The sequence below is a fragment of the Campylobacter sp. RM19072 genome (assembly GCF_024723485.1).
In the GTDB taxonomy this organism is placed as follows: domain Bacteria; phylum Campylobacterota; class Campylobacteria; order Campylobacterales; family Campylobacteraceae; genus Campylobacter; species Campylobacter porcelli.
On sequence record NZ_JANQCU010000012.1, the window covers coordinates 1 to 21,008 of the forward strand.

A 21,008-nucleotide genomic window follows, 5' to 3' on the forward strand; every position below is an offset into this window, starting at 1 on the left:
TTCTCAGCGGTGGTTAGCTTAGGTGTCTTTGAGCTTTTAATTTCAGCATAAGCGGAAATGGTCTTGCTGTCGCCACCTTTTAAAGCTTTATCTATTCTAGCTTTTTTATCTATACTTAGGTTAGTTTTTTCATATACTGTAATAATCCAGTTATTATCCCCTTTATTATAAAAGCCCTTGCTAAGACCGATTAAATAATAATCATTATCTTTTTTATACCATATAGTATCTACGCCGTTTTCATTTATAATTTTGCCATTTTTTATAATCTCATTTAAGCCATTTATTAATTTCTCTTGCGGTATATCGCCGTAAAAACTAGCAAAGTCATTAAGGTGCTTAGCTTCTATCTTGCTAAGCCCATACCCTTTTATATCGCCATTTGCAGCTTTAGCTTCGCCCCACACTAAATCTATATCCCCTAGCTCTTTTCTCTCAAACGCTCCAGCTACTTGCCCTTGTCTTTCAACTAAAAGCTTTCTAATGGCATTTGCCCCATCGTGGTAAAACTCAGCGTAATTTGTGCCGAATTCTTTTATAGGATTTATTTTTTGGTCTTTTTGAAGTAGCTCTCTAGCTTTATTTAGCTCATCTTTTGTAGTTAAATTTTTAGTTAAAAAATCATCAGTCTTGCCGTGTCTAGCCGCTAAAAGCGATACTGTGTGTAATTGTGTATTGCCTAATTTACTAATAGCCGCTACGGCTTCTTTTTTTAATGCTTCATATTGCTCTTTTTGTTGGCTCCTATTTACTGTTCTATCGATATTTAGACTATCCATATCAACTAAAATTTTGTTATATTTATTTGCTAATGCTTCGCCTTTTTCGTTCTTTGTTTTACTTAGATACAAGCTTAAGCCATTGATTTGTTCTCTTAAGTCGTTTATATTTTTTATATTAAAATCTTGTAATTTTTCATCGCTTGTGCCTATTGATTTTGCGAATTCTTTTAGTTCTTGCTCTGCTTGGGTTAATATCTTTTTTCGTTGTAATTTTTCCCCTGTATTTTCCATTTTAAAATTATTTAAAGCTTCGATTTTATTTATAGCATTTATCTCTATCTCTTTAATATGTGCGTTAGTCTCAAGTTGGTCTTTCACACGCTGAGATAGCCTTTCTACGCTGTAATTTTCATTATAAACGCCTAATGTTTTGGCAAGTTCTATTAGTTCTTGCTCTTTGGTTTGAGCTTGTGGTTGTTCGGTTTTTCCGAACTGCTGAGCTTCATTAGTAGCCTTTTGTGGCTCTTGCTTAGCTATTTGTTCGTTTATTTGTGTGCTTTGCGTTGGCACTTTAACTTCATTTTTAGCGTTTTGTGGTATAATGTTCCTATCAAAAGCAGTTAAATGTGATTTTTCACCAACGCTATAACGCCCCGTTAGACTGATATTATCGGCATCTAAGTGTGGAGGTAGGGCGTCTCCACTGACTGCTTTTTTCTCATTACTATTAAGTTTTCTTTTGTTTGCGTGAAAAACTTCACTATTTTGATTTATGCCTATTTCATCTATTTTTTTATCATTTTGTTTTGATAAAATTACTCCATCGCCTTTTTTTGGTGAAACTATATTTTCAGGCTCTTTTAAAACATAATCAATAACTTCCTTTACCGCTCTTTGAGTTTTAAACATTTCAGGGTGATTACTTCTTAACCACTCAAGAGACGCACTTACCCTATCCCCAATATCTACTATTTGCTTTATCTCATTAGGCACTTCAAAAATTGCGTTATGCGGATATATCTGTCTAGCACTATTTGGATAAGTTACAAACCCATCGCCTTTTATAGATTGATTAGCCAAATTTGCTTGATTTTCAGCCTTAGCTGTGGTTGGCTCTTGGGTTTTTACCACTTGCTCTATATCTTTTAACGCATTTTTAAACTCATTTAAGAGATTTCTTGTAGGCGTTGGCAAGTTGCCATCTGGGATATTATCAATATTTTTTATAGCTAGTTTAAAGTCGCCATTAGCGTTTAAAATGGCTCTGTTTAAGTGTAGTTTTAAGGCTTCGTTATTGCCTAAATATGGTATTAAAGGTTTAAGCTTTTCTACGATGAAGTTTGCCTTCATAGTTTCAGCTCTTTTTAGTGGGTCGGCACTGATACCTTGGCTCATACCTTTTGATTTAACTACCCTACTACCTAAAGAGTTTAAAATATCGCTAGTGTTGTTTAGTATAGCTTTTTTGCTTAAAATCTGACTTGTTAGCTCTTTAGCAAATTCACTTTGAAAATCTAATTTAGCTAAACTCTCATTTAAAGCTCTAAAATCCACCACGCCATTAACGCTATTTTTATCCATTAAGCCTTTGATTAGATTAGCTTCGGCTACGACTCTATCTTTAGCCCCTAGTGAGCCTAAAAAGTCATTTAAGCTAACGCCATTAATGTTATCACTACTTTTTAGCATAGCGTTAAGGGCTTCTATATTTGTCTTGCCATCACGGCTTATTGAGTTCATTAGGTTACTCTGGCTGATATTTTTCATCTTTGCGTAATCGCCGTTGGCTTGTCTATATAAACCCATTAATCTCTCATCATTTTTTAAAGCTATGTTAATCTCATTATCTATTAGATTTTTAGCTTCATTTAGTGCTTTTTGATTTATGAAGTCGCTCGAGCTTTTAAAATCAGCCTTATTGATATAGCCTAACTGCTCGTTTATAGCGTTTTTAGCATTTAAAAGATTATCTAGATTGCCACCACCATTTAAAGCGTTAAAAACTCCCCTTGTGCTTATATTGTGCGTATCGCTTAATATGGTGCTTAGATTATCACTTAAGGCTTTAAAATCGCTTTGGTAGCTTGAGTTTTTAATTAAAAAATCTTTGGTATCTGCGTAGTCTTGCTTGATTTGATTAAAGCTGTTTTTAAGTATGATTTTAAATATTTTTAAGAATATGCATAAATATAAAGATAATTTTTACACTTAAATTTACCGCCATTTATACTAATGAAACGCAAATAATTACAAGGTAATTTAAATAGAATAATTAATATAATGGTCTCCCCAATAGGATTTGAACCTATGGCCTCAGAATTAGGAATTCTGCGCTCTATCCTGCTGAGCTATGAGGAGACAAACCTCGCACAAAGCGAGGTTAGGATACTTTAGCTGTTTCTTTTCTTAATTATTTCATCAGAAACATTTTTAGGAACTTCTTCATAGTGATCAAATTCCATTGAGTATGATGCACGACCTTGAGTTTGGCTCCTTAAATCTGTAGAGTAGCCAAACATTTCAGCAAGTGGACAGAAAGCAGTAACTATCTTATTGCCACCTCTTTCATCCATTGAGTTGATTTGACCACGGCGTCTATTTAAATCACCTATTACATCACCCATATACTCTTCTGGAGTCTCTACTTCGACTTTCATCATAGGCTCAAGGATAACAGCACCAGCCTTTCTAGCACCCTCTTTAAAGCCCATAGATGCAGCTAGTTTAAACGCCATCTCAGATGAATCCACTTCATGGTAGCTACCATCAAATAGCGTAACTTTAACATCCTCAACAGGATATCCTGCTAATACACCGCTTTGAAGTGCTTCATTACAACCTTTTTCAACAGCCGGGATATACTCTTTTGGTACAACCCCACCTTTGATATCATTGACAAATTCAAATCCACTACCTGGCTCAAGTGGCTCAAGGCGTAAAAATACATGACCATATTGACCACGACCACCTGATTGTTTAGCGTATTTATACTCTTGCTCAACTGTCTTTTTGATAGTTTCACGGTAAGCAACTTGTGGTTGTCCCACTTCAGCTTCTACTTTAAACTCTCTTAGCATTCTATCTACGATAATTTCAAGGTGAAGCTCACCCATACCAGCAATAATTGTCTGACCACTCTCTTCATCAGTACTAACTCTAAAGCTTGGATCTTCTTGAGCTAATTTGCCTAGAGCTATACCCATTTTTTCTTGATCAGCTTTAGTTTTTGGCTCAACAGCGACACTAATAACTGGCTCTGGGAAGTCCATTCTCTCTAGAATAACTTTATCTTTTTCACTAGCTAAAGTATCACCTGTTAAAGTATCTTTAAGACCAACTACAGCACCGATTTCACCGGCATAAAGCACTTTAATCTCTTCACGCTTATTTGAGTGCATTTTTAGTAAGCGGCCGATTCTCTCTTTTTTATCCTTTGTTGAGTTATAAGCATAACTTCCACTCTCAAGTTGGCCTCTATAAACCCTTACGAATGTAAGTTGCCCAACAAATGGATCAGTCATAATCTTAAACGCTAAACCAGCGAATTCACCATCATCTGTGCTATCTACGATAACCTCTGAGCCATCTTCCATCTCACCTCTAATAGCTTCAACTTCATCTGGAGCTGGCAAGTAATCAACAACCGCATCAAGAAGTGGTTGGACACCTTTATTTTTAAAGGCAGTTCCGCAAAGCATAGGGATAATTGTCATAGCTAGACAACCCGCTTTAAGACCCTTTTTGATCTCTTCATTGCTTAGCTCTTCCCCGCCAAAAAATTTCTCCATCAAAGCATCATCAGTCTCAGCAACCGCTTCGATCATTTTATTGCGATATTCATTAGCTTTTTCTTGCAGTTCAGCTGGGATATCCTTTTCTACATAATCTGTTGGCTTGGTATCATCTTCCCAAACAATAGCTTTCATTTTGATTAGATCAACCACGCCTTTAAACTCATCTTCAGCACCAATTGGAATTTGGATAGGCACTGGATTTGCTTTTAAGCGGTTTTTGATCTGCTCTTCAACATTGTAGAAATTCGCACCGATTCTATCCATTTTATTTACAAATACCATTCTTGGAACACGGTATTTATTCGCTTGTCTCCAGACAGTCTCACTCTGTGGTTGGACGCCACCAACAGCACAAAATACAGCTACAGCACCATCTAAAACACGCATAGATCTTTCAACCTCGATAGTAAAATCAACGTGTCCTGGAGTGTCTATAAGGTTGATTTGATGGTTTTTCCAAAAACAAGTAGTCGCAGCAGAAGTAATTGTAATACCGCGCTCTTTTTCTTGTTCCATCCAGTCCATAGTAGCAGCACCATCATGAACCTCACCAATCTTATGGCTCATACCTGTAAAAAATAGAATTCTCTCACTAGTTGTAGTTTTACCAGCATCGATATGCGCAGCTATACCGATATTTCTAACCATATTTAATGGAGTTTTTCTTGACATAAGCTCTCCTTATTACCAGCGATAGTGAGCAAATGCTTTATTAGCTTCTGCCATTTTATAGGTATCTTCTTTTTTCTTAAATGAAGCACCTTTTGAATTTGATGCATCTAGCAACTCAGCGGCTAATTTTTCTATCATAGTTCTTTCGCTTCTTTTGCGAGCAAAGCTAATAATCCAGCGGATTGCTAAGGCTTGTTGACGTGCTGGGCGCACCTCTACTGGGACTTGATATGTAGCACCACCAACACGGCGTGATTTAACCTCCATAATAGGCTTTACATTATCAATAGCACTATTAAATACATCAATTCCCTTTAGCTCACCACCTTTAGAATCTATAGCTTTTAACGCACCATACATAATCTCAGTAGCTACGCTCTTTTTGCCATCATACATAAGTGAATTAATAAATTTAGTTATAACTTTATTGCCATAAATTGGATCAGGCATTACTTCCCTAACAGGGGCTTTTCTTCTTCTCATAACTTTCCTTCAAATTTAAATTTTACTCAAACTAAACCATATCTAAGGGCTAGTCTGCATCCTAAAGATTACTTTTTAGCTTCTTTTGGGCGTTTAGCACCATATTTAGAGCGTGAAACAGTTCTTTTTGCTACGCCAGCTGTATCAAGCGCACCACGGACAATATGATATTTAACACCTGGTAAGTCTTTTACCCTACCACCACGCACTAGCACAATGCTGTGCTCTTGTAGATTGTGACCTTCACCACCTATATAGCTGATAACTTCAAATCCACTTGTTAGCCTTACTTTGGCAACTTTTCTCAAAGCTGAGTTTGGTTTTTTAGGAGTTGTTGTATAAACTCTAGTGCAAACTCCTCTTCTTTGAGGACACTCTTTTAACGCTGGTGATTTAGATTTTACGATCACTTTTTTGCGTTCTTTTCTGACCAATTGATTAATGGTTGGCACAATTTTTCCTTTCAACTAAATTTATTAAAAAGTCGCTATTTTACCCAAATTTTACTTAATTTAATATGAAATATACGCATTGAAAATCAGTAACTGGCAATTAAATGTATATAATAAATTATTTATTTATCTATTTTTTAGAATAATTTATTGCGAATTTTTGGTAAATTAGCATTTATTTTTAAGCAAAATTTGGATCCATAGACCCAAATTTTACTAAGTTATATAAAGTTAATTAATTATTATACTTCATCTTAATCTTTTTATCTTGATAAAGCCCAGTACCAACTGGTATCATACGACCTAAAATTACATTTTCTTTTAGATCTTCAAGATAGTCAAATTTAGCCGCTATACTAGCTTCGGTAAGCACTTTAGTAGTCTCTTGGAATGAGGCTGCTGAAATGACACTATCACTACCAATAGCTGCTCTAGTAACACCAAGAAGTACAGGCTCAGCAATAGCAGGCTCACCGCCCATTTTGATGATTTTCTCATTCTCTTCACGGAATTTACGGCGGCTAACCATATCTCCCACAATAAAATTCGTATCACCACTATCGATAATCTTAATCTGTCTTAGCATTTGTGATACGATAATCTCAATATGCTTATCGCTAATAGCAACCCCTTGAGAGCGATAGACTTGCTGAATTTCGCTAATCAGATATCCGTGAAGTGCCTTTTCTCCAAGTATTCTTAAGACATCGTGACTACTTACTAAACCATCTGTTAATTTCTCTCCAGCATGGACAAACTCGCCATCACGGACTTGAATTTGCCTTGATTTATCTATTAAATACTCAGCCGTTGTGCCATCTTCTGCTATTATTACCACTCTTTCTTTAGCACGAAGTGGCTTTTCAAATTTAATCACACCATCAATTTCAGCTATAATAGCCGTATTTTTAGGGCGACGCGCTTCAAATAGCTCTGATACTCTAGGAAGACCACCGGTAATATCTTTTGATTTAGCTACAGCTTTTGGCGTTTTAGCTATGGTATCGGCTCTATTTACTTTAGCTCCATCTTTGACAAATATCGCAGTTTTTGGCTCTAGTTGATAACGGATCAATTTACCATTATCGGTAGTTATAACTATTGTAGGTTTAACCCCACTTGGCAAATACTCATTGATAACTAGCCTACTCTCGCCTGTTGCTTCATCATATTGCTCAGTTACGCTATATCCTGGCTCTATATCTTCATATACCACTATACCAGCTTCTTCGGCGATTACAGGATTTGAGTATGGATCCCACTCTGCTATAACTAGCTTAGAATCAGCTTGAGGCTTAGCTAGTATATCAGTAGATGCAACATTAGAGCTATCATCAAATTCAATTACGCTATTGCGTGGGATATAGTGACGCACAGCCTCTCTATCGTCTTCATCAGCGATAACGACAAATAGGCCTTTTTCTGTTACTATATCGCCTTTTTTGATATCTTTGATTCTCTCTAGGTAATCGCCTTTTAGGATATAGTATTTTAGCACACCATGCGCACTAGCTATAATCTCTTGAGTAACTGGATCACCATCAGCTACTTTAATTTCACTAGCAAATGGGATACGATTTGGTATATTCCATCCATCTTTGATCATCTCTACGATACTTTCATTCTCTTTGACTTTATCACCTTTTGAGTATGGGATATAGAATTTACCATCGATTTTACCACTTACACCGGCTAGCTCATTTGGTTTAGCTAAGTCGTGTCTTCTTAAAACATACTTAACTTCATCTTTTTTGCCTTTTATAGTGATATTTACATCTTCATGAGCAACTTCAATATCTATAACACCATCAAATGGAGCTTTAATCTTTGGTTCAACCAACAATATAGCAGCGTTGCGTCTATTTATAACTATAGATTTACCATTGTTTTCATAGGTTTTAAGATTATAATATCTTATAAAGCCCTCTTTTTGCGCTACAATTTGTCTATCTTGCTGCTCTGTTGATGCGGTTCCACCAATATGGAAAGTCCTTAGCGTTAGCTGAGTACCAGGCTCACCAATTGATTGAGCAGAGATAATTCCTACTGCTTCGCCTGGTTTTACTAGCTTGCCTTCGCCTAGGTTAATACCATAACACTTGGCACACACGCCCTTTGGTGCTTTGCAAGTAATAGGAGTTCTAATACTAATTGATTTAATACCAGCATCGACAATTACCCTAACCTTAGTCTCATCGATTAAAGTGCCCTCTGTGTATAAAATTTCATTAGTAATAGGATCTATAACATCATCGCTTAAGACTCTACCTAGGGCTCTTTCTTCTAAGCTCTCAATCAATTCACCATTTTCAGTAATCTCAGTGATCTCAACACCCTCATGAGTGCCACAATCTTCCATAGTAACTTTCACATTTTGTGCTACATCTATTAGCTTTCTTGTTAGATACCCAGCATTTGCGGTCTTAAGTGCAGTATCAGCAAGACCTTTTCTGGCACCATGGGTTGAGATAAAATACTCAAGCACATTTAGACCTTCACGGAAATTTGAAGTAATCGGCGTTTCGATGATCGAGCCATCAGGTTTAGCCATAAGACCACGCATACCGGCAAGCTGACGAATTTGAGCCGCACTACCCCTAGCACCACTATCAGCCATCATATAAATAGAGTTAAATCCACTCTTGTCATTTTTAATGAGCTTCATCATATCGCTTGCTACTTTATTATTTGTATCTGTCCATATATCAACAATTTTATTATATCTTTCTGAATCAGTAAGCAAACCTGAGCCATATTGATTTTGAATTTCACGAACTCTTTTTTTAGCTTCATCTACATATGAGTATTTGCTATCAGATACTATTATATCAGCTATTGAGATACTCACACCAGCTTTAGTAGCATATCTAAAGCCAAGATTTTTAAGCTTATCTAAAAATCCAGCAGTTGATTCTAAACCACCATTTTTATAGACATAATCAACTAAATTTGCTATGTCTTTTTTCTTCATAACTTTATTCCACATATTCTCAGGAACTGAATTTTCGCCTAAATCAGGTAGGATTGATTTGATAATTAATCTACCAGCTGTTGTAAATACAGTCCTACCATCTACCATTGTTTTAATCTTAGCGTGCAGATCAAGGAAATGGGTCTCAACTGCTATCATAACTTCATCAATGCTAGCAAAAATTTTATTTGATCCTATTACATCTACTTTTTCAAGGCTTAGATAGTAAATTCCCAAAACCATATCTTGGCTAGGGACAGTTACAGCCTTACCACTTGCTGGGAGTAAGATATTCATAGAGCTAAGCATTAAAATTTTACACTCAGCAATCGCCTCTTGAGATAAAGGGACATGAACGGCCATTTGGTCGCCATCGAAGTCTGCGTTAAAAGCTGAACAAACAAGAGGGTGGAGCTGAATAGCCTTACCCTCTATCAATACTGGGTGGAATGCCTGAATAGACATCTTATGCAGGGTTGGTGCTCTATTTAACAATACTGGATGATCAGCAACAACCTCTTCAAGGCACTCCCAAACCTCATTTGTCTTATCCTCTATCATTTTTTTAGCTAATTTTACATTTGTAGCATAGCCTTTTTCTTCAAGACGCGCCAAAAGATGCGGTTTAAACAGCTCAAGAGCCATCTTTTTAGGAAGACCACATTGATCCATTCTAAGTCTAGGTCCAACAACAATAACACTACGACCAGAGAAATCCACCCTTTTACCAAGTAGATTTTGTCTAAAGCGTCCTTGCTTACCTTTAATAATCTCGCTTAGAGATTTTAACGGGCGTTTATTCGCACCTTTTACGGCATTTGCTCGTCTGCCATTATCAAATAGAGCATCTACTGATTCTTGAAGCATTCTCTTCTCATTGCGGATAATGATCTCTGGCGCATCAAGCTCCATAAGTCTTTTTAAACGCGCGTTTCTATTTATAACACGGCGATAAAGATCATTGACATCGCTAACAGCGAATTTACCGCCATCAAGGCTAACTAATGGTCGAAGGTCTGGTGGGAGCACAGGCAGATTAGTTATCATCATCCATTCAGGGCGATTACCTGAATTTAAAAAGCTCTCAACTACCTTTAATCTCTTTACAATGCTCTTTTTCTTAGCTTCGCTATTTGTGCTATCTATCTCTACTTTTAACTGATCTAAGATAGTTACTAAATCCAAATTTTCAAGCATATCACGAATGACTTCGCCGCCCATTCTAGCTTTAAATCCACTCTCAGCAAATCTCTGTTCTAAAAGTATATATTGCTCTTCATTTAAGACATCATACAATTCAACTTTTTTACTATTTTCATTATCATAGTATGCTTCACCTGGATTTTCTACTATATATGCTTCATAGTATAATACACGCTCTAAATCTTTCATCTTTATACCAAGAAGTGTCCCAATGCGACTTGGAAGTGAATTTACATACCAAATATGAGCCACTGGAGTAACTAGCTCTATATGTCCCATTCTAGAGCGCCTGACTTTAGAGCTTGTGATTTCAACTCCACATTTTTCGCACTTAATGCCTTTATATCGCATCTTTTTATACTTACCGCATAAGCACTCATAATCTCTAATAGGCCCAAATATTTTAGCACAAAATAGACCATCTCTTTCTGGTTTTAGCGTCCTATAATTTATGGTTTCAGGCTTTTTAACCTCACCATGACTCCAAGCTTTTATACGCTCAGGACTAGCTAATCTTAATTTAAATGCCTCAAAATCTCTTGGTCTTGCATCTTCTTTAATCTCTATAGGTTTTAACTCACTCATTATTACTATCCTCATCGTAAATTTCAACATCTAACGCTAGAGATTTTAGCTCATTTGTTAAAACAAAAAATGTCTCTGGAATACCAGTACTTGGGACATTTTCTCCTTTGGTTAATGCCTTATAAGCTAACCATCTACCCTCAACATCATCAGATTTGACAGTTAGCATCTCTCTTAGAGTATGAGCAGCACCATAAGCCTCTAAAGCCCAAACTTCCATCTCTCCAAATCTCTGACCACCGCTTAAGGCTTTACCGCCGACTGGTTGCTGTGTCACTAAGCTATATGGCCCAGTGCTTCTAGCATGAACTTTCTCATCAACTAAGTGATGAAGTTTTAGCATATACATACAACCGACATTTACACGCTCAGCCATCTTAGATCCAGTTCTACCATCATATAGCTCTGTTTTGCCATCCATATCGATTTTTGCCATCTCAAATAGCTTATTAAATTCTTCTGGCTTGACCCCTTCAAATATCGGAGTAGCAAACCTTACACCACTAGCCCAATCCCTTGCATACTCAATTAGCTTATCATCATCAATTTTTTCTAACATAGCTTTAGCGTCCATTAGTCTTGATACACTAGCTATCTCAATCATTTTAGATCTTAACTCTTTGATCCACTCTTTTGATTTTCTATCAAAAATCTCTTGAATTTGCTCACCAAGTCTCATACCTACAAGACCTAGATGGCTTTCTAAAATTTGACCGATATTCATACGGCTAGGAACGCCTAGTGGATTTAATACAATATCAACCGATCTACCATCTGGCAAATATGGCATATCCACGTCAGGGACGATATTTGATACAATACCCTTATTACCATGGCGACCCGCCATTTTATCTCCGACTTTTAACTTTCGTTTAGTAGCCACATACACCTTCACAAGCTTCACTACACCACTTGGTAAAATATCATCTTTTTCTAAAATTTCAAGCTTAGCATCATGTTCATCTTTTAGCTTTTTCTTCTCATTTTGAAAATAAGCCTTCATATCCTCATAGCTTTTTTGCACATCTTTATTGAAGTTTTTTACATATGAATTTAAGGTAAATCTATTTATATTGGCTAGATCTTCTTTTTTGATCTTTTGACCTTTTTTATATGTAGTTTTACCTACTTCTAGCTCACTTTGAAGTTCATTACTAGCTAACAAGGCAGTAACTCTTAACATCTCTTCGCGATCAAGCATTAAAAGTCTATCGTGATGCTCTTTTTCTAAAATATTTTTTTCATCTTCATAAGCTTGAAATGATCTTGAGTCTTTTTCATACCCTTTTTTAGTAAAGATTTTAACATCAATTACCACCCCTTCCATACTAGCTGGAGCATATAAAGATTTATTTACCACATGACCGGCCTTCTCACCAAATATAGCCCTTAGAAGTCTCTCTTCTGGGGTTGGCTTGACTTCACCTTTTGGAGATACCTTACCTACTAAGATCATACCTGGTTTTATATGAGTTCCGATTTTTACGATACCACTCTCATCTAAGTGCTCGATCTCCTCTTCTTTCATATTAGGAATATCTCTAGTAATCTCCTCTACACCATCTTTAAGCTCTCTAGCTTCAATCTCTTTTTCATAAATATGAACGCTAGTAAAAGCGTCAGTGCGAATCATTCTTTCGCTCATTACGATGGCATCTTCATAGTTATATCCATTCCATGGCATAAATGCTATAAGTGCGTTTTTGCCTATTGCTAACTCACCTTGATCCATGCTAGAGCCATCAGCTATTATTTGACCAGCCTCTACTTTTTGACCTTTTTTAACGATTGGATGTTGGCTAAATGTCGTATTTTGGTTAGTGCGCATATTTTTTTCCATAGTATATTGATCTATATATGGACCATTCTCATCTTCGCCTAAAATAAATATATTTTTATTATCAACTTTTTCAATAACACCGCCTCGTTTTGCTTTAATAGCCTCCCAAGCATCACGAGCAACTATAGCCTCCATACCAGTCCCAACAATAGGAGCAGTAGATTTTAAAAGCGGCACAGCTTGACGCTGCATATTTGAGCCCATCAAGGCGCGGTTAGCATCATCGTGCTCTAAAAATGGGATTAAAGAAGCAGCTACGCCCATTACCATCCCGCTACAAAGGTCAATTAGAGTAACATCATCTCTCTTAGCAAGAATCATCTCGCCATCTTGTCTAACCTCTATTAAATCCTCAGCTATCACACCATTTTCATCTAAAATTGTAGAAGCTGGAGCTATGATATGTCCTTCTTCTTGAGTTGCAGTAAGATATACGATCTCATTTGTAACCTTACCATTTTCCACCTTGCGATATGGGGATTCTACAAAGCCAAGATCATTTACCTTCGCATATGTAGAAAGAGTGTTTATAAGACCGATATTTTGACCTTCTGGAGTCTCAACTGGGCAAATTCTACCATAGTGAGTTGGATGGACATCACGAACTTCAAATCCTGCTCTCTCTTTTACCAAGCCTCCTTCGCCAAGTGCTGATAATCTGCGTTTATGCGTAATCTCGCTAAGCGGATTTGTCTGATCCATAAACTGACTTAACTGACCGCCAGTGAAAAACTCCATAATAGTTGTAGTTATCATCTTAGGATTTACTAAATCATAAGGCATAATCTCATCAATGTTATTGCTAAGGCTTGTGAATTTATCTCTAATAGCTTTTTGCATCTTGACAAAACCAAGATGAAGCTCATTAGCCAAAAGCTCACCAATAGAGCGAATACGACGATTACCTAAGTGATCTCTATCATCGATATAGCCTTGACCATTTTTAACTTTGATGAGATATTTGGCAGTTTTGATAATATCCTCATTTGTCAAAACTGTAACATAATCAGGTGCATTTAAACCTAATTTATGGTTCATCTTCATACGGCCAACTTTGGTTAAATCATATCTCTCTGGATTAAAAAATAGATCATTAACAAAGCTTCTAGCAGCCTCTTTAACCACAGGCTCACCAGGGCGCATTACCTTATAAATTCTAATTGCGGCTAGATCGTTTTCATCCTCTACACTTTCAGTTTGCTTAAGTAGCTTTAAAGTCTCATAATCTTGTAAAAATGAGTTAATAATAGCATCATCGACGCCATTTGCCAAATCATTAGCAATCTCAATACTATCTTGCTCATTGGCTATTTTAGCTATTTTACTCTCATCAAGCTGAGTAAGAGTATCGTATAAAACTTCGCCACTATCTTTATCTATAACTGGACTAGCTAAATATCTATTTACCAGTGTTTCAAGTGGATATTCGATGAATTTAAGGCCATCCTCTATTAATTTATCAGCTTTTTTTCTAGTTAATCTTTTACCAGCTTGATGTAAAATATTACCATTTTCATCTTTTATATCATAATCAACTCTACCAGTGAAATCATCTGGATTAAATTCCACTAAAAATTTATTATTTTGAATTTTTAGAGTTTGCATAGGATAAAATAGTTTGACGATATCTTGCTTTTTATACCCTAAAGCTCTAAATAAGATGGTTATAGGAACCTTGCGACGCTTATTAATACGGACATATAATACATCTTTAGTATCATACTCAAAATATAACCAAGAGCCACGATCTGGAATAATTTGAGCTGTATATATCAATTTATTTACAACTGTAGGGCTCTCTTCTTCTTTGAAAATAACACCAGGACTTCTGTGTAATTGATTGACTACAACTCTTTCAACACCATTAATAATAAATGAGATTCTATCAGTCATCAAAGGAATTTCGCGAACAAATATCTCTTGTTCTTTTATATCTTTTACCCCGATTTTCTCACCTGTTTTTTCATCTCTATCATGAACTATTAATCTAATTTTTATTTTTAAATTTACAGAATATGTCAAACCTCTTTCCATACACTCTCTAATTGTGTATCTAGGCTTACCTATCTCGCTACTGACATACTCAAGTGAAAGTCTATTTTGCGGATCGTGGATAGGAAAAATAGATTTAAATACTTTTTCGATTCCGCTTTCAGTTTGTGAATTATCAAGATTTAAAAAATGATCAAAACTCTTTTTTTGTAATTGTAATAAATTTGGAACATCAATCTCTTTAGCAACATTAGAAAAATCTACTCTAAGACGATTTCCAGAATAAAGGCTATTTAACATTTTACTACCTCTATAGAATAGTTAATTGAAAGAAAGTTGCAAAAACAACAAGTGGATTGGAAGCGAGTATCTCTCTCGCTTCTACAAAATTGTAAATTATTTAAGTTCTACTTTAGCGCCAGCTTCTTCAAGTTGTTTTTTAGCTGCTTCAGCTTCTTCTTTACTTGCACCCTCTTTAAGAACTGATGGAGTACCTTCTACAGCATCTTTAGCCTCTTTTAGACCAAGACCAGTTAAAGCACGAACAACTTTAATTACTTCTATTTTTTTAGCACCGCTATCAACTAAAACGATATTAAAATCAGTTTTCTCTTCAGCAGCTTCAGCAGCACCACCAGCAACAGCGCCAGCTACCATTACTGGAGCAGCACTTACACCAAATTTTTCTTCAAATTCTTTTACTAATTCGCTTAGCTCAAGAACTGATAAATTTGAGATAAATTCTAATACATCTTCTTTAGTAATTGCCATTTTAATTCTCCTAAATTTTATTTTTTAAATTAAGCAGATTGCTCTTTTTTCTCTTTAAGCGCATTTAATCCAATAGTGAAATTTTGAATTGGGGCATTCCAAACTTGTAATAGCATAGCAATAAGCTCGTCGCGAGACGGCATTTTTGACAATGCAACAACTTTAGAAGCAGGTGCAACTTCACCATCGATATAAGCTGTTTTAATCTTAAATAGATCTTTATTAACTTCTTCAAATTTAGCTACAACTTTACTAACCGCTAATTGATCATCGCCCCATACAAAAATATTTGTATCTTTAAGCTCCATACCATCTTTAGCAGAGTTATTTAAAGCTATTTTAGCTAAAGTATTTTTAATAACTTGAACTTTAACATTTTGCTCTCTAGCAGCATTTCTAAGAGCTTCAAGTTTTTTAACACTTAAACCTCTATAGTCACAAACTACTATAGCTTCACTAGCTTTAAATTCAGCCTCAAGGTTTGAAATAATTTCAGCTTTTTCGTTTCTAGTCATTTTCATTCTCCTTTCCGACCGGCGATTTCAAGCAGAGAGAGTGAAAAATCACTCAATTAAGCATACGCCTCGGCTATCTCCAATCTAAGATAAAAATATTTAATTATTTAAGATCCATAAGCTCTTGAGTTTCAAGAGATATTGATGGACTCATTGTCAAAGATAGTGCAGCAGATTTGATATATTTACCTTTTGCGGCTGCTGGTTTATGTTTATTTATCATTTTGATAAAGGCAGTAATATTCTCATTTAATTGCTCTTTTGTAAAGCTAACTTTACCAAGACCAGCGTGGATATTTCCTTGCTTATCAACACGGAAATTTACTTGACCACCTTTAGCATTTTTAACAGCTTGAGCAACATCCATAGTTACAGTGCCAGTTTTAGGGTTTGGCATTAAACCTTTAGGTCCTAAAAGACGACCTATTTTGCCAACTAATCCCATTAAATTTGGAGTAGCAATAAGCACATCAAAGTTAATAACACCTTTAGCGATCTCATCAACAAAATCCTCAGCACCCACAATATCAGCACCAGCAGCTTTAGCCTCATCAGCCTTAGCATCTTTAGCTATTACGGCCACTCTTACAGTCTTACCAGTACCAGCAGGTAAAACCACTGAACCACGAACCATCTGATCTGCATGTCTAGGATCCACATTTAATTTAAGTGCTATTTCAACTGTTTCATCAAATTTTGCTGAAGCTAGTGTTTTAACTGTAGATACAGCCTCATCTAAATTATAAATTTTATTTGAATCTACTTTTTTTAGTAATTCTGTAAATCTCTTTGTAGTTTTTTTTGACATTAATTTCTCCGCATTTTTAAAGTGCTACCACTAATTTAAAATCCTAGTGGTAAGGATTAATCTACTATGGTTATACCCATAGAACGAGCTGAACCAGCTATAATCTTAGCAGCTTGCTCTCTATCTTTAGTATTCATATCAACTATTTTTTTATCTACTATCTCAAGTATCTGAGCCTTAGTTAATTGACCTACTTTATTTTTAAGCGGATTATCCGCACCTTTTGTAATACCCGCAGCTTTTTTGATTAAATCTGTTGCTGGTGGTTGCTTTGTAATAAATGTAAAGCTTTTATCAGCATAAACAGTGATAACAACTGGGATATTATAACCAGCCATATCTTTTGTTCTTTCATTAAATGCCTTACAAAACTCCATAATATTAACGCCTTGCTGACCCAAAGCAGGACCAACTGGCGGACTTGGATTTGCTTTTGTAGCTGCAATTTGCAGTTTAATTTCGCCTACAACTTTTTTAGCCATAAACTATCTCCTTAGACTATCTTTTCAACTTGTGAATACATAATTTCTACAGGCGTACTTCTACCAAATATAGATACATTTAATCGAAGTTTGCCATGAACCATATCATACTCTTCTACAGTGGCATTAAAATTAGCAAATGGACCATCAGTAACACGAACAGTCTCGCCAGTTTCAAATGAAATTTTTGGCTTAGGAGCTGCTCTTTTATTAACCTTTTCTAAAATAAGATTTATATCTTTATCGCTTAAAGGTGTTGGTTTTTTTGCTTCACCGATAAATCTACCAACCTTAGGAAGAGACTGAATCTTGTGCCAAAGTGCAGTATCAAGATCTAAATGTGCAAAAGCATAACCTGGATATAAACTTCTCTCATTAATCTTTTGCTTTCCATTTTTAATCTCAATAACATCTTCTGTAGGAACAATAACCTCTAAAAGTTGCTCCTCAATACCATGATCTTTAACTAAATTTTCAATGGCTCTTTTGACACTCATCTCACTACCTGCATAAGTCTGAATAGCATACCATTTATGTGCCATAACAATTCCTTATACAAGTTTAGATACAGAAAAAGACATAATTAAATCAACCAAGGCTAAAAATAGAGAAACCACAGTTACAACAGCAAAAACTGTTATAAAAGCATTTCTAATTTGCTCTTTGGTAGGAAATATAACCTTGCCAATCTCTGCTCGTGATAATTTTAAATAACTTATAAACTTTTCCATACCTAACCTCTTGTGGCAGGGCAGGAGGGATTTGAACCCCCAACCATCGGATTTGGAATCCGGCGCTCTACCGTTGGAGCTACTGCCCTATATAATACAGCTAAGAAGTTAGCTTATTTTAGCTTAACTTCTTTATGAACTGTATGTTTTTTTAATCTTGGACAATATTTTTTAAGCTCTAACTTTTCAGTTTTTGTTTTGCTATTTTTGGTTGTTGTGTAATTAATGTCATTACATTCAGAACATTTTAAACCAATTTTAACTCTATTTGCACTTGCCATATTTTTTCCTTAAAATTGGTGTGAAAATTCACACCAATAAGTTAAATTACTTAATAATTTTAGATACAACACCAGAACCAACAGTTCTACCACCCTCACGGATAGCAAATCTTGTACCTTCTTCTAGTGCAACTGGAGCGATAAGCTCAACAGTAATTTTAAGGTTATCACCAGGCATAACCATCTCTGTACCTTCAGGTAGAGTTATTGAACCAGTAACATCTGTTGTTCTAACATAAAATTGCGGTCTATAGTTGTTAAAGAATGGAGTATGGCGACCACCTTCTTCTTTAGTTAAGATATACACTTCGCCTTCAAATTGTGTATGTGGAGTGATAGATTTTGGCTTACATAAAACCATACCTCTCTCAACATCCTCTTTTTTAGTACCTCTTAGTAGAACGCCAACATTATCGCCAGCTTCACCTTGATCCATCTCTTTTCTAAACATTTCAACGCCAGTTACTGTTGTTGTTTGAGTATCGCGGATACCTACAATTTCAATAGTATCGCCAACTTTAACAACACCTTTTTCAATTCTACCTGTAACAACTGTACCACGACCAGAGATTGAGAATACATCTTCAATTGGCATTAGGAAGTCTTTATCTGTAGCACGAACTGGAGTTGGAATATAGCTATCAACCGCATCCATAAGAGCCATAATCTTAGCTGACCACTCACCATCATTACCAGCTTTAGCCTCTTCAAGCGCTTGAAGAGCAGAACCGCTAATAATTGGAGTATCATCACCTGGAAAATCATATTCGCTTAGAAGTTCGCGAATTTCCATTTCAACTAATTCTAAAAGTTCAGCATCATCAACCATATCAGCTTTATTCATAAAGACAACGATATATGGAACACCAACTTGGCGAGATAGTAGAATGTGCTCACGAGTTTGTGGCATTGGACCATCAGCTGCAGATACAACTAAGATAGCACCATCCATTTGAGCAGCACCTGTAATCATATTTTTTACATAGTCAGCGTGGCCTGGACAATCGACATGCGCATAGTGGCGATTAGTTGTTTCATACTCAATGTGAGAAGTAGCAATTGTAATACCTCTCTCTTTTTCTTCTGGAGCGTTATCGATATTATCATAATCTTTAAGCTCTGCAAGACCTTTTCTTGATAAAACAGCAGAAATAGCAGCTGTTAATGTAGTTTTACCATGGTCAACATGACCGATAGTACCAATATTTACGTGTGGCTTATTTCTTGAAAACTTCTCTTTAGCCATTGTATCCTCCGTTATAAAATTCAACTTTTATAGTTTGTATCTTTTGTATTTCTTATTTTAACTTTTATGGAGCTCATAGCGGGACTTGAACCCGCGACCTCTTCCTTACCAAGGAAGTGCTCTACCTCTGAGCCATATGAGCGTTTCTAAAAAATGGAAACTTCAGCTTGGCAAAACAGAGTTATACTAAAATTAATACAAACACCAAAAACTAAAAATGACTAAGAATAACTGTAGATATAGAATATAAATTCAAAAAGACAGCTCCCAGTCAAATCCAAATGGAGCGGGAAACGGGACTTGAACCCGCGACCCTCAGCTTGGAAGGCTGATGCTCTAGCCAACTGAGCTACTCCCGCGTATAGCAATGGTGGTGAGACGTGGATTCGAACCACGGAAGACATAGTCAGCAGATTTACAGTCTGCCCTCGTTGGCCGCTTGAGTATCTCACCCTAAAAATAGATAAAAAATGATTGCTATATATATCTGGTCAAACACTGTAAAGATAATGGAGCTGGTGAACGGAATCGAACCGCCGACCTACTGCTTACAAGGCAGTTGCTCTACCGGCTGAGCTACACCAGCACCTTTAACTTTTGAGCTGGAATTATATCTAATTTTATATGGTTTGTCAAGAGTTTTTATAAAGAATTTTAATTTTTTTTGCCGACATTTTATAGTCGGCAAAATTTTGGAATTAAAATTTATTTTTATTTATATTAGAAAGCATATCTTCGCTCATTTTCTCTACTTCATTTGATATATCAGCTATTTTGGTTGTTTCTATGTGATTTTGCTCTGTGCCATTTCTTATAGTGCTCATCGCTTCGTTAATTTGATTAATAGCAGCAGTTTGCTCATGAATGCTAGAACTCATATCGCTGATACTTTGAGTTAGAATATTTACATTAGCCTCAATCTCGGTTAGAGATTTACCAGTTTTTTCAGCTAGAGTTCGCACCTCATCAGCAACTACTGAAAATCCCCTGCCATGTTCGCCTGCACGGGCTGCTTCTATAGCTGCATTTAAAGCAAGTAGATTGGTCTGTTCTGCTATATCTTTTATTATAGTAATAATATTTTTAATATCGCCACTTTGTTTGATAACCTCATCAGCTCTTTCATTTATAGAATTCATTGAGCTACTTAATTCTTCTACGGCTGTGGCACTCTCTTGCAATGAGCCAACTTGGAGTTTGGAGTAATCATTTAATTTATTTACCCCATCTTTCATATTATGCGACGCTTCATATAGAGTTTGGCTCGATTTTTGCGATAGATTAAGCATAGCCACAGTCGCATCTCCTAGCCCATTTATGCCATCTACCATTTTAAGAAGGTAGTGTTTTAAATTCTCGCTTGAGGCTCTTTGAGTATAATCTCGCTCTGAGTATTTAGCTATAATTTTTACAATCTCATTTATATTCTTCTCAAGTGTTAATGCCATATTATTTAATGT

General features: G+C 35.9%; 13 protein-coding genes, 6 tRNA genes and 2 pseudogenes. All 21 read right to left on the reverse strand.

All coding sequences use genetic code 11. The features are described from left to right. Positions 1-2,528: pseudogene (locus CSUIS19072_RS06475) on the reverse strand (hypothetical protein); the annotation flags it as partial. 475 nt (positions 2,529-3,003) lie between these two features. Further along, a tRNA-Arg gene (locus CSUIS19072_RS06480) sits at positions 3,004-3,080 on the reverse strand. Positions 3,081-3,112: 32 nt separating this feature from the next. Next, positions 3,113-5,188 carry an elongation factor G gene (gene fusA / locus CSUIS19072_RS06485; RefSeq protein WP_086293699.1) on the reverse strand — a complete coding sequence of 692 codons (2,076 nt, stop codon included), beginning with the start codon at positions 5,186-5,188 and terminating at the stop codon, positions 3,113-3,115. 12 nt (positions 5,189-5,200) lie between these two features. Continuing rightward, positions 5,201-5,671, reverse strand: coding sequence for a 30S ribosomal protein S7 (gene rpsG / locus CSUIS19072_RS06490; RefSeq protein WP_063998571.1), 471 nt, complete (start codon positions 5,669-5,671; stop codon positions 5,201-5,203). A gap of 68 nt (positions 5,672-5,739) precedes the next feature. Further along, the gene (gene rpsL / locus CSUIS19072_RS06495) at positions 5,740-6,123 is read right to left on the reverse strand and encodes a 30S ribosomal protein S12 (RefSeq protein ID WP_063998572.1); all 384 of its coding nucleotides are present in this window, start codon (positions 6,121-6,123) and stop codon (positions 5,740-5,742) included. 235 nt (positions 6,124-6,358) lie between these two features. Beyond that, positions 6,359-10,882, reverse strand: a complete 4,524-nt coding sequence (gene rpoC, locus CSUIS19072_RS06500) for a DNA-directed RNA polymerase subunit beta' (RefSeq protein WP_086293697.1) — start codon at positions 10,880-10,882, stop codon at positions 6,359-6,361. Next, positions 10,875-15,014, reverse strand: coding sequence for a DNA-directed RNA polymerase subunit beta (rpoB, locus tag CSUIS19072_RS06505; protein ID WP_086293695.1), 4,140 nt, complete (start codon positions 15,012-15,014; stop codon positions 10,875-10,877). Before rpoB ends, rpoC begins: the two co-directional genes overlap by 8 nt. A 96-nt stretch (positions 15,015-15,110) precedes the next feature. Beyond that, complete coding sequence (rplL, locus tag CSUIS19072_RS06510) at positions 15,111-15,485, reverse strand: 50S ribosomal protein L7/L12 (protein ID WP_086224027.1); 375 nt, start codon at positions 15,483-15,485, stop codon at positions 15,111-15,113. A gap of 29 nt (positions 15,486-15,514) precedes the next feature. After that, positions 15,515-16,000: a 50S ribosomal protein L10 gene (gene rplJ, locus CSUIS19072_RS06515; RefSeq protein WP_086237861.1), complete on the reverse strand. Its 486-nt coding sequence runs from the start codon at positions 15,998-16,000 to the stop codon at positions 15,515-15,517. Between the two features lie 103 nt (positions 16,001-16,103). Further along, positions 16,104-16,808 (reverse strand): 50S ribosomal protein L1, encoded by a 705-nt coding sequence (gene rplA, locus CSUIS19072_RS06520; RefSeq protein WP_086237860.1) that lies wholly within the window; start codon positions 16,806-16,808, stop codon positions 16,104-16,106. 56 nt (positions 16,809-16,864) lie between these two features. Further along, positions 16,865-17,290 (reverse strand): 50S ribosomal protein L11, encoded by a 426-nt coding sequence (gene rplK / locus CSUIS19072_RS06525; RefSeq protein ID WP_086237859.1) that lies wholly within the window; start codon positions 17,288-17,290, stop codon positions 16,865-16,867. Positions 17,291-17,301: 11 nt separating this feature from the next. Further along, entirely contained in the window at positions 17,302-17,832 is a 531-nt protein-coding gene (nusG, locus tag CSUIS19072_RS06530; RefSeq protein WP_086237858.1) for a transcription termination/antitermination protein NusG, read from the reverse strand. Positions 17,833-17,841: 9 nt separating this feature from the next. After that, positions 17,842-18,021, reverse strand: a complete 180-nt coding sequence (gene secE / locus CSUIS19072_RS06535; RefSeq protein ID WP_086237857.1) for a preprotein translocase subunit SecE — start codon at positions 18,019-18,021, stop codon at positions 17,842-17,844. Between the two features lie 13 nt (positions 18,022-18,034). Next, positions 18,035-18,110 (reverse strand) — tRNA-Trp (locus CSUIS19072_RS06540). A gap of 24 nt (positions 18,111-18,134) precedes the next feature. Continuing rightward, on the reverse strand, positions 18,135-18,302 hold the full coding sequence (gene rpmG, locus CSUIS19072_RS06545; protein WP_086226555.1) for a 50S ribosomal protein L33: 168 nt from the start codon (positions 18,300-18,302) through the stop codon (positions 18,135-18,137). Between the two features lie 46 nt (positions 18,303-18,348). Next, the gene (gene tuf / locus CSUIS19072_RS06550) at positions 18,349-19,548 is read right to left on the reverse strand and encodes an elongation factor Tu (protein WP_086237856.1); all 1,200 of its coding nucleotides are present in this window, start codon (positions 19,546-19,548) and stop codon (positions 18,349-18,351) included. 67 nt (positions 19,549-19,615) lie between these two features. Next, positions 19,616-19,690: transfer RNA gene (locus CSUIS19072_RS06555), tRNA-Thr, on the reverse strand. Positions 19,691-19,830: 140 nt separating this feature from the next. Beyond that, positions 19,831-19,907 (reverse strand) — tRNA-Gly (locus CSUIS19072_RS06560). Positions 19,908-19,916: 9 nt separating this feature from the next. Next, positions 19,917-20,001, reverse strand: a tRNA-Tyr gene (locus CSUIS19072_RS06565). A 57-nt stretch (positions 20,002-20,058) separates the two neighbouring features. After that, a tRNA-Thr gene (locus CSUIS19072_RS06570) sits at positions 20,059-20,134 on the reverse strand. Positions 20,135-20,246: 112 nt separating this feature from the next. Then, positions 20,247-20,708: pseudogene (locus CSUIS19072_RS08550) on the reverse strand (methyl-accepting chemotaxis protein); the annotation flags it as partial. Positions 20,709-21,008: the final 300 nt, after the last annotated feature.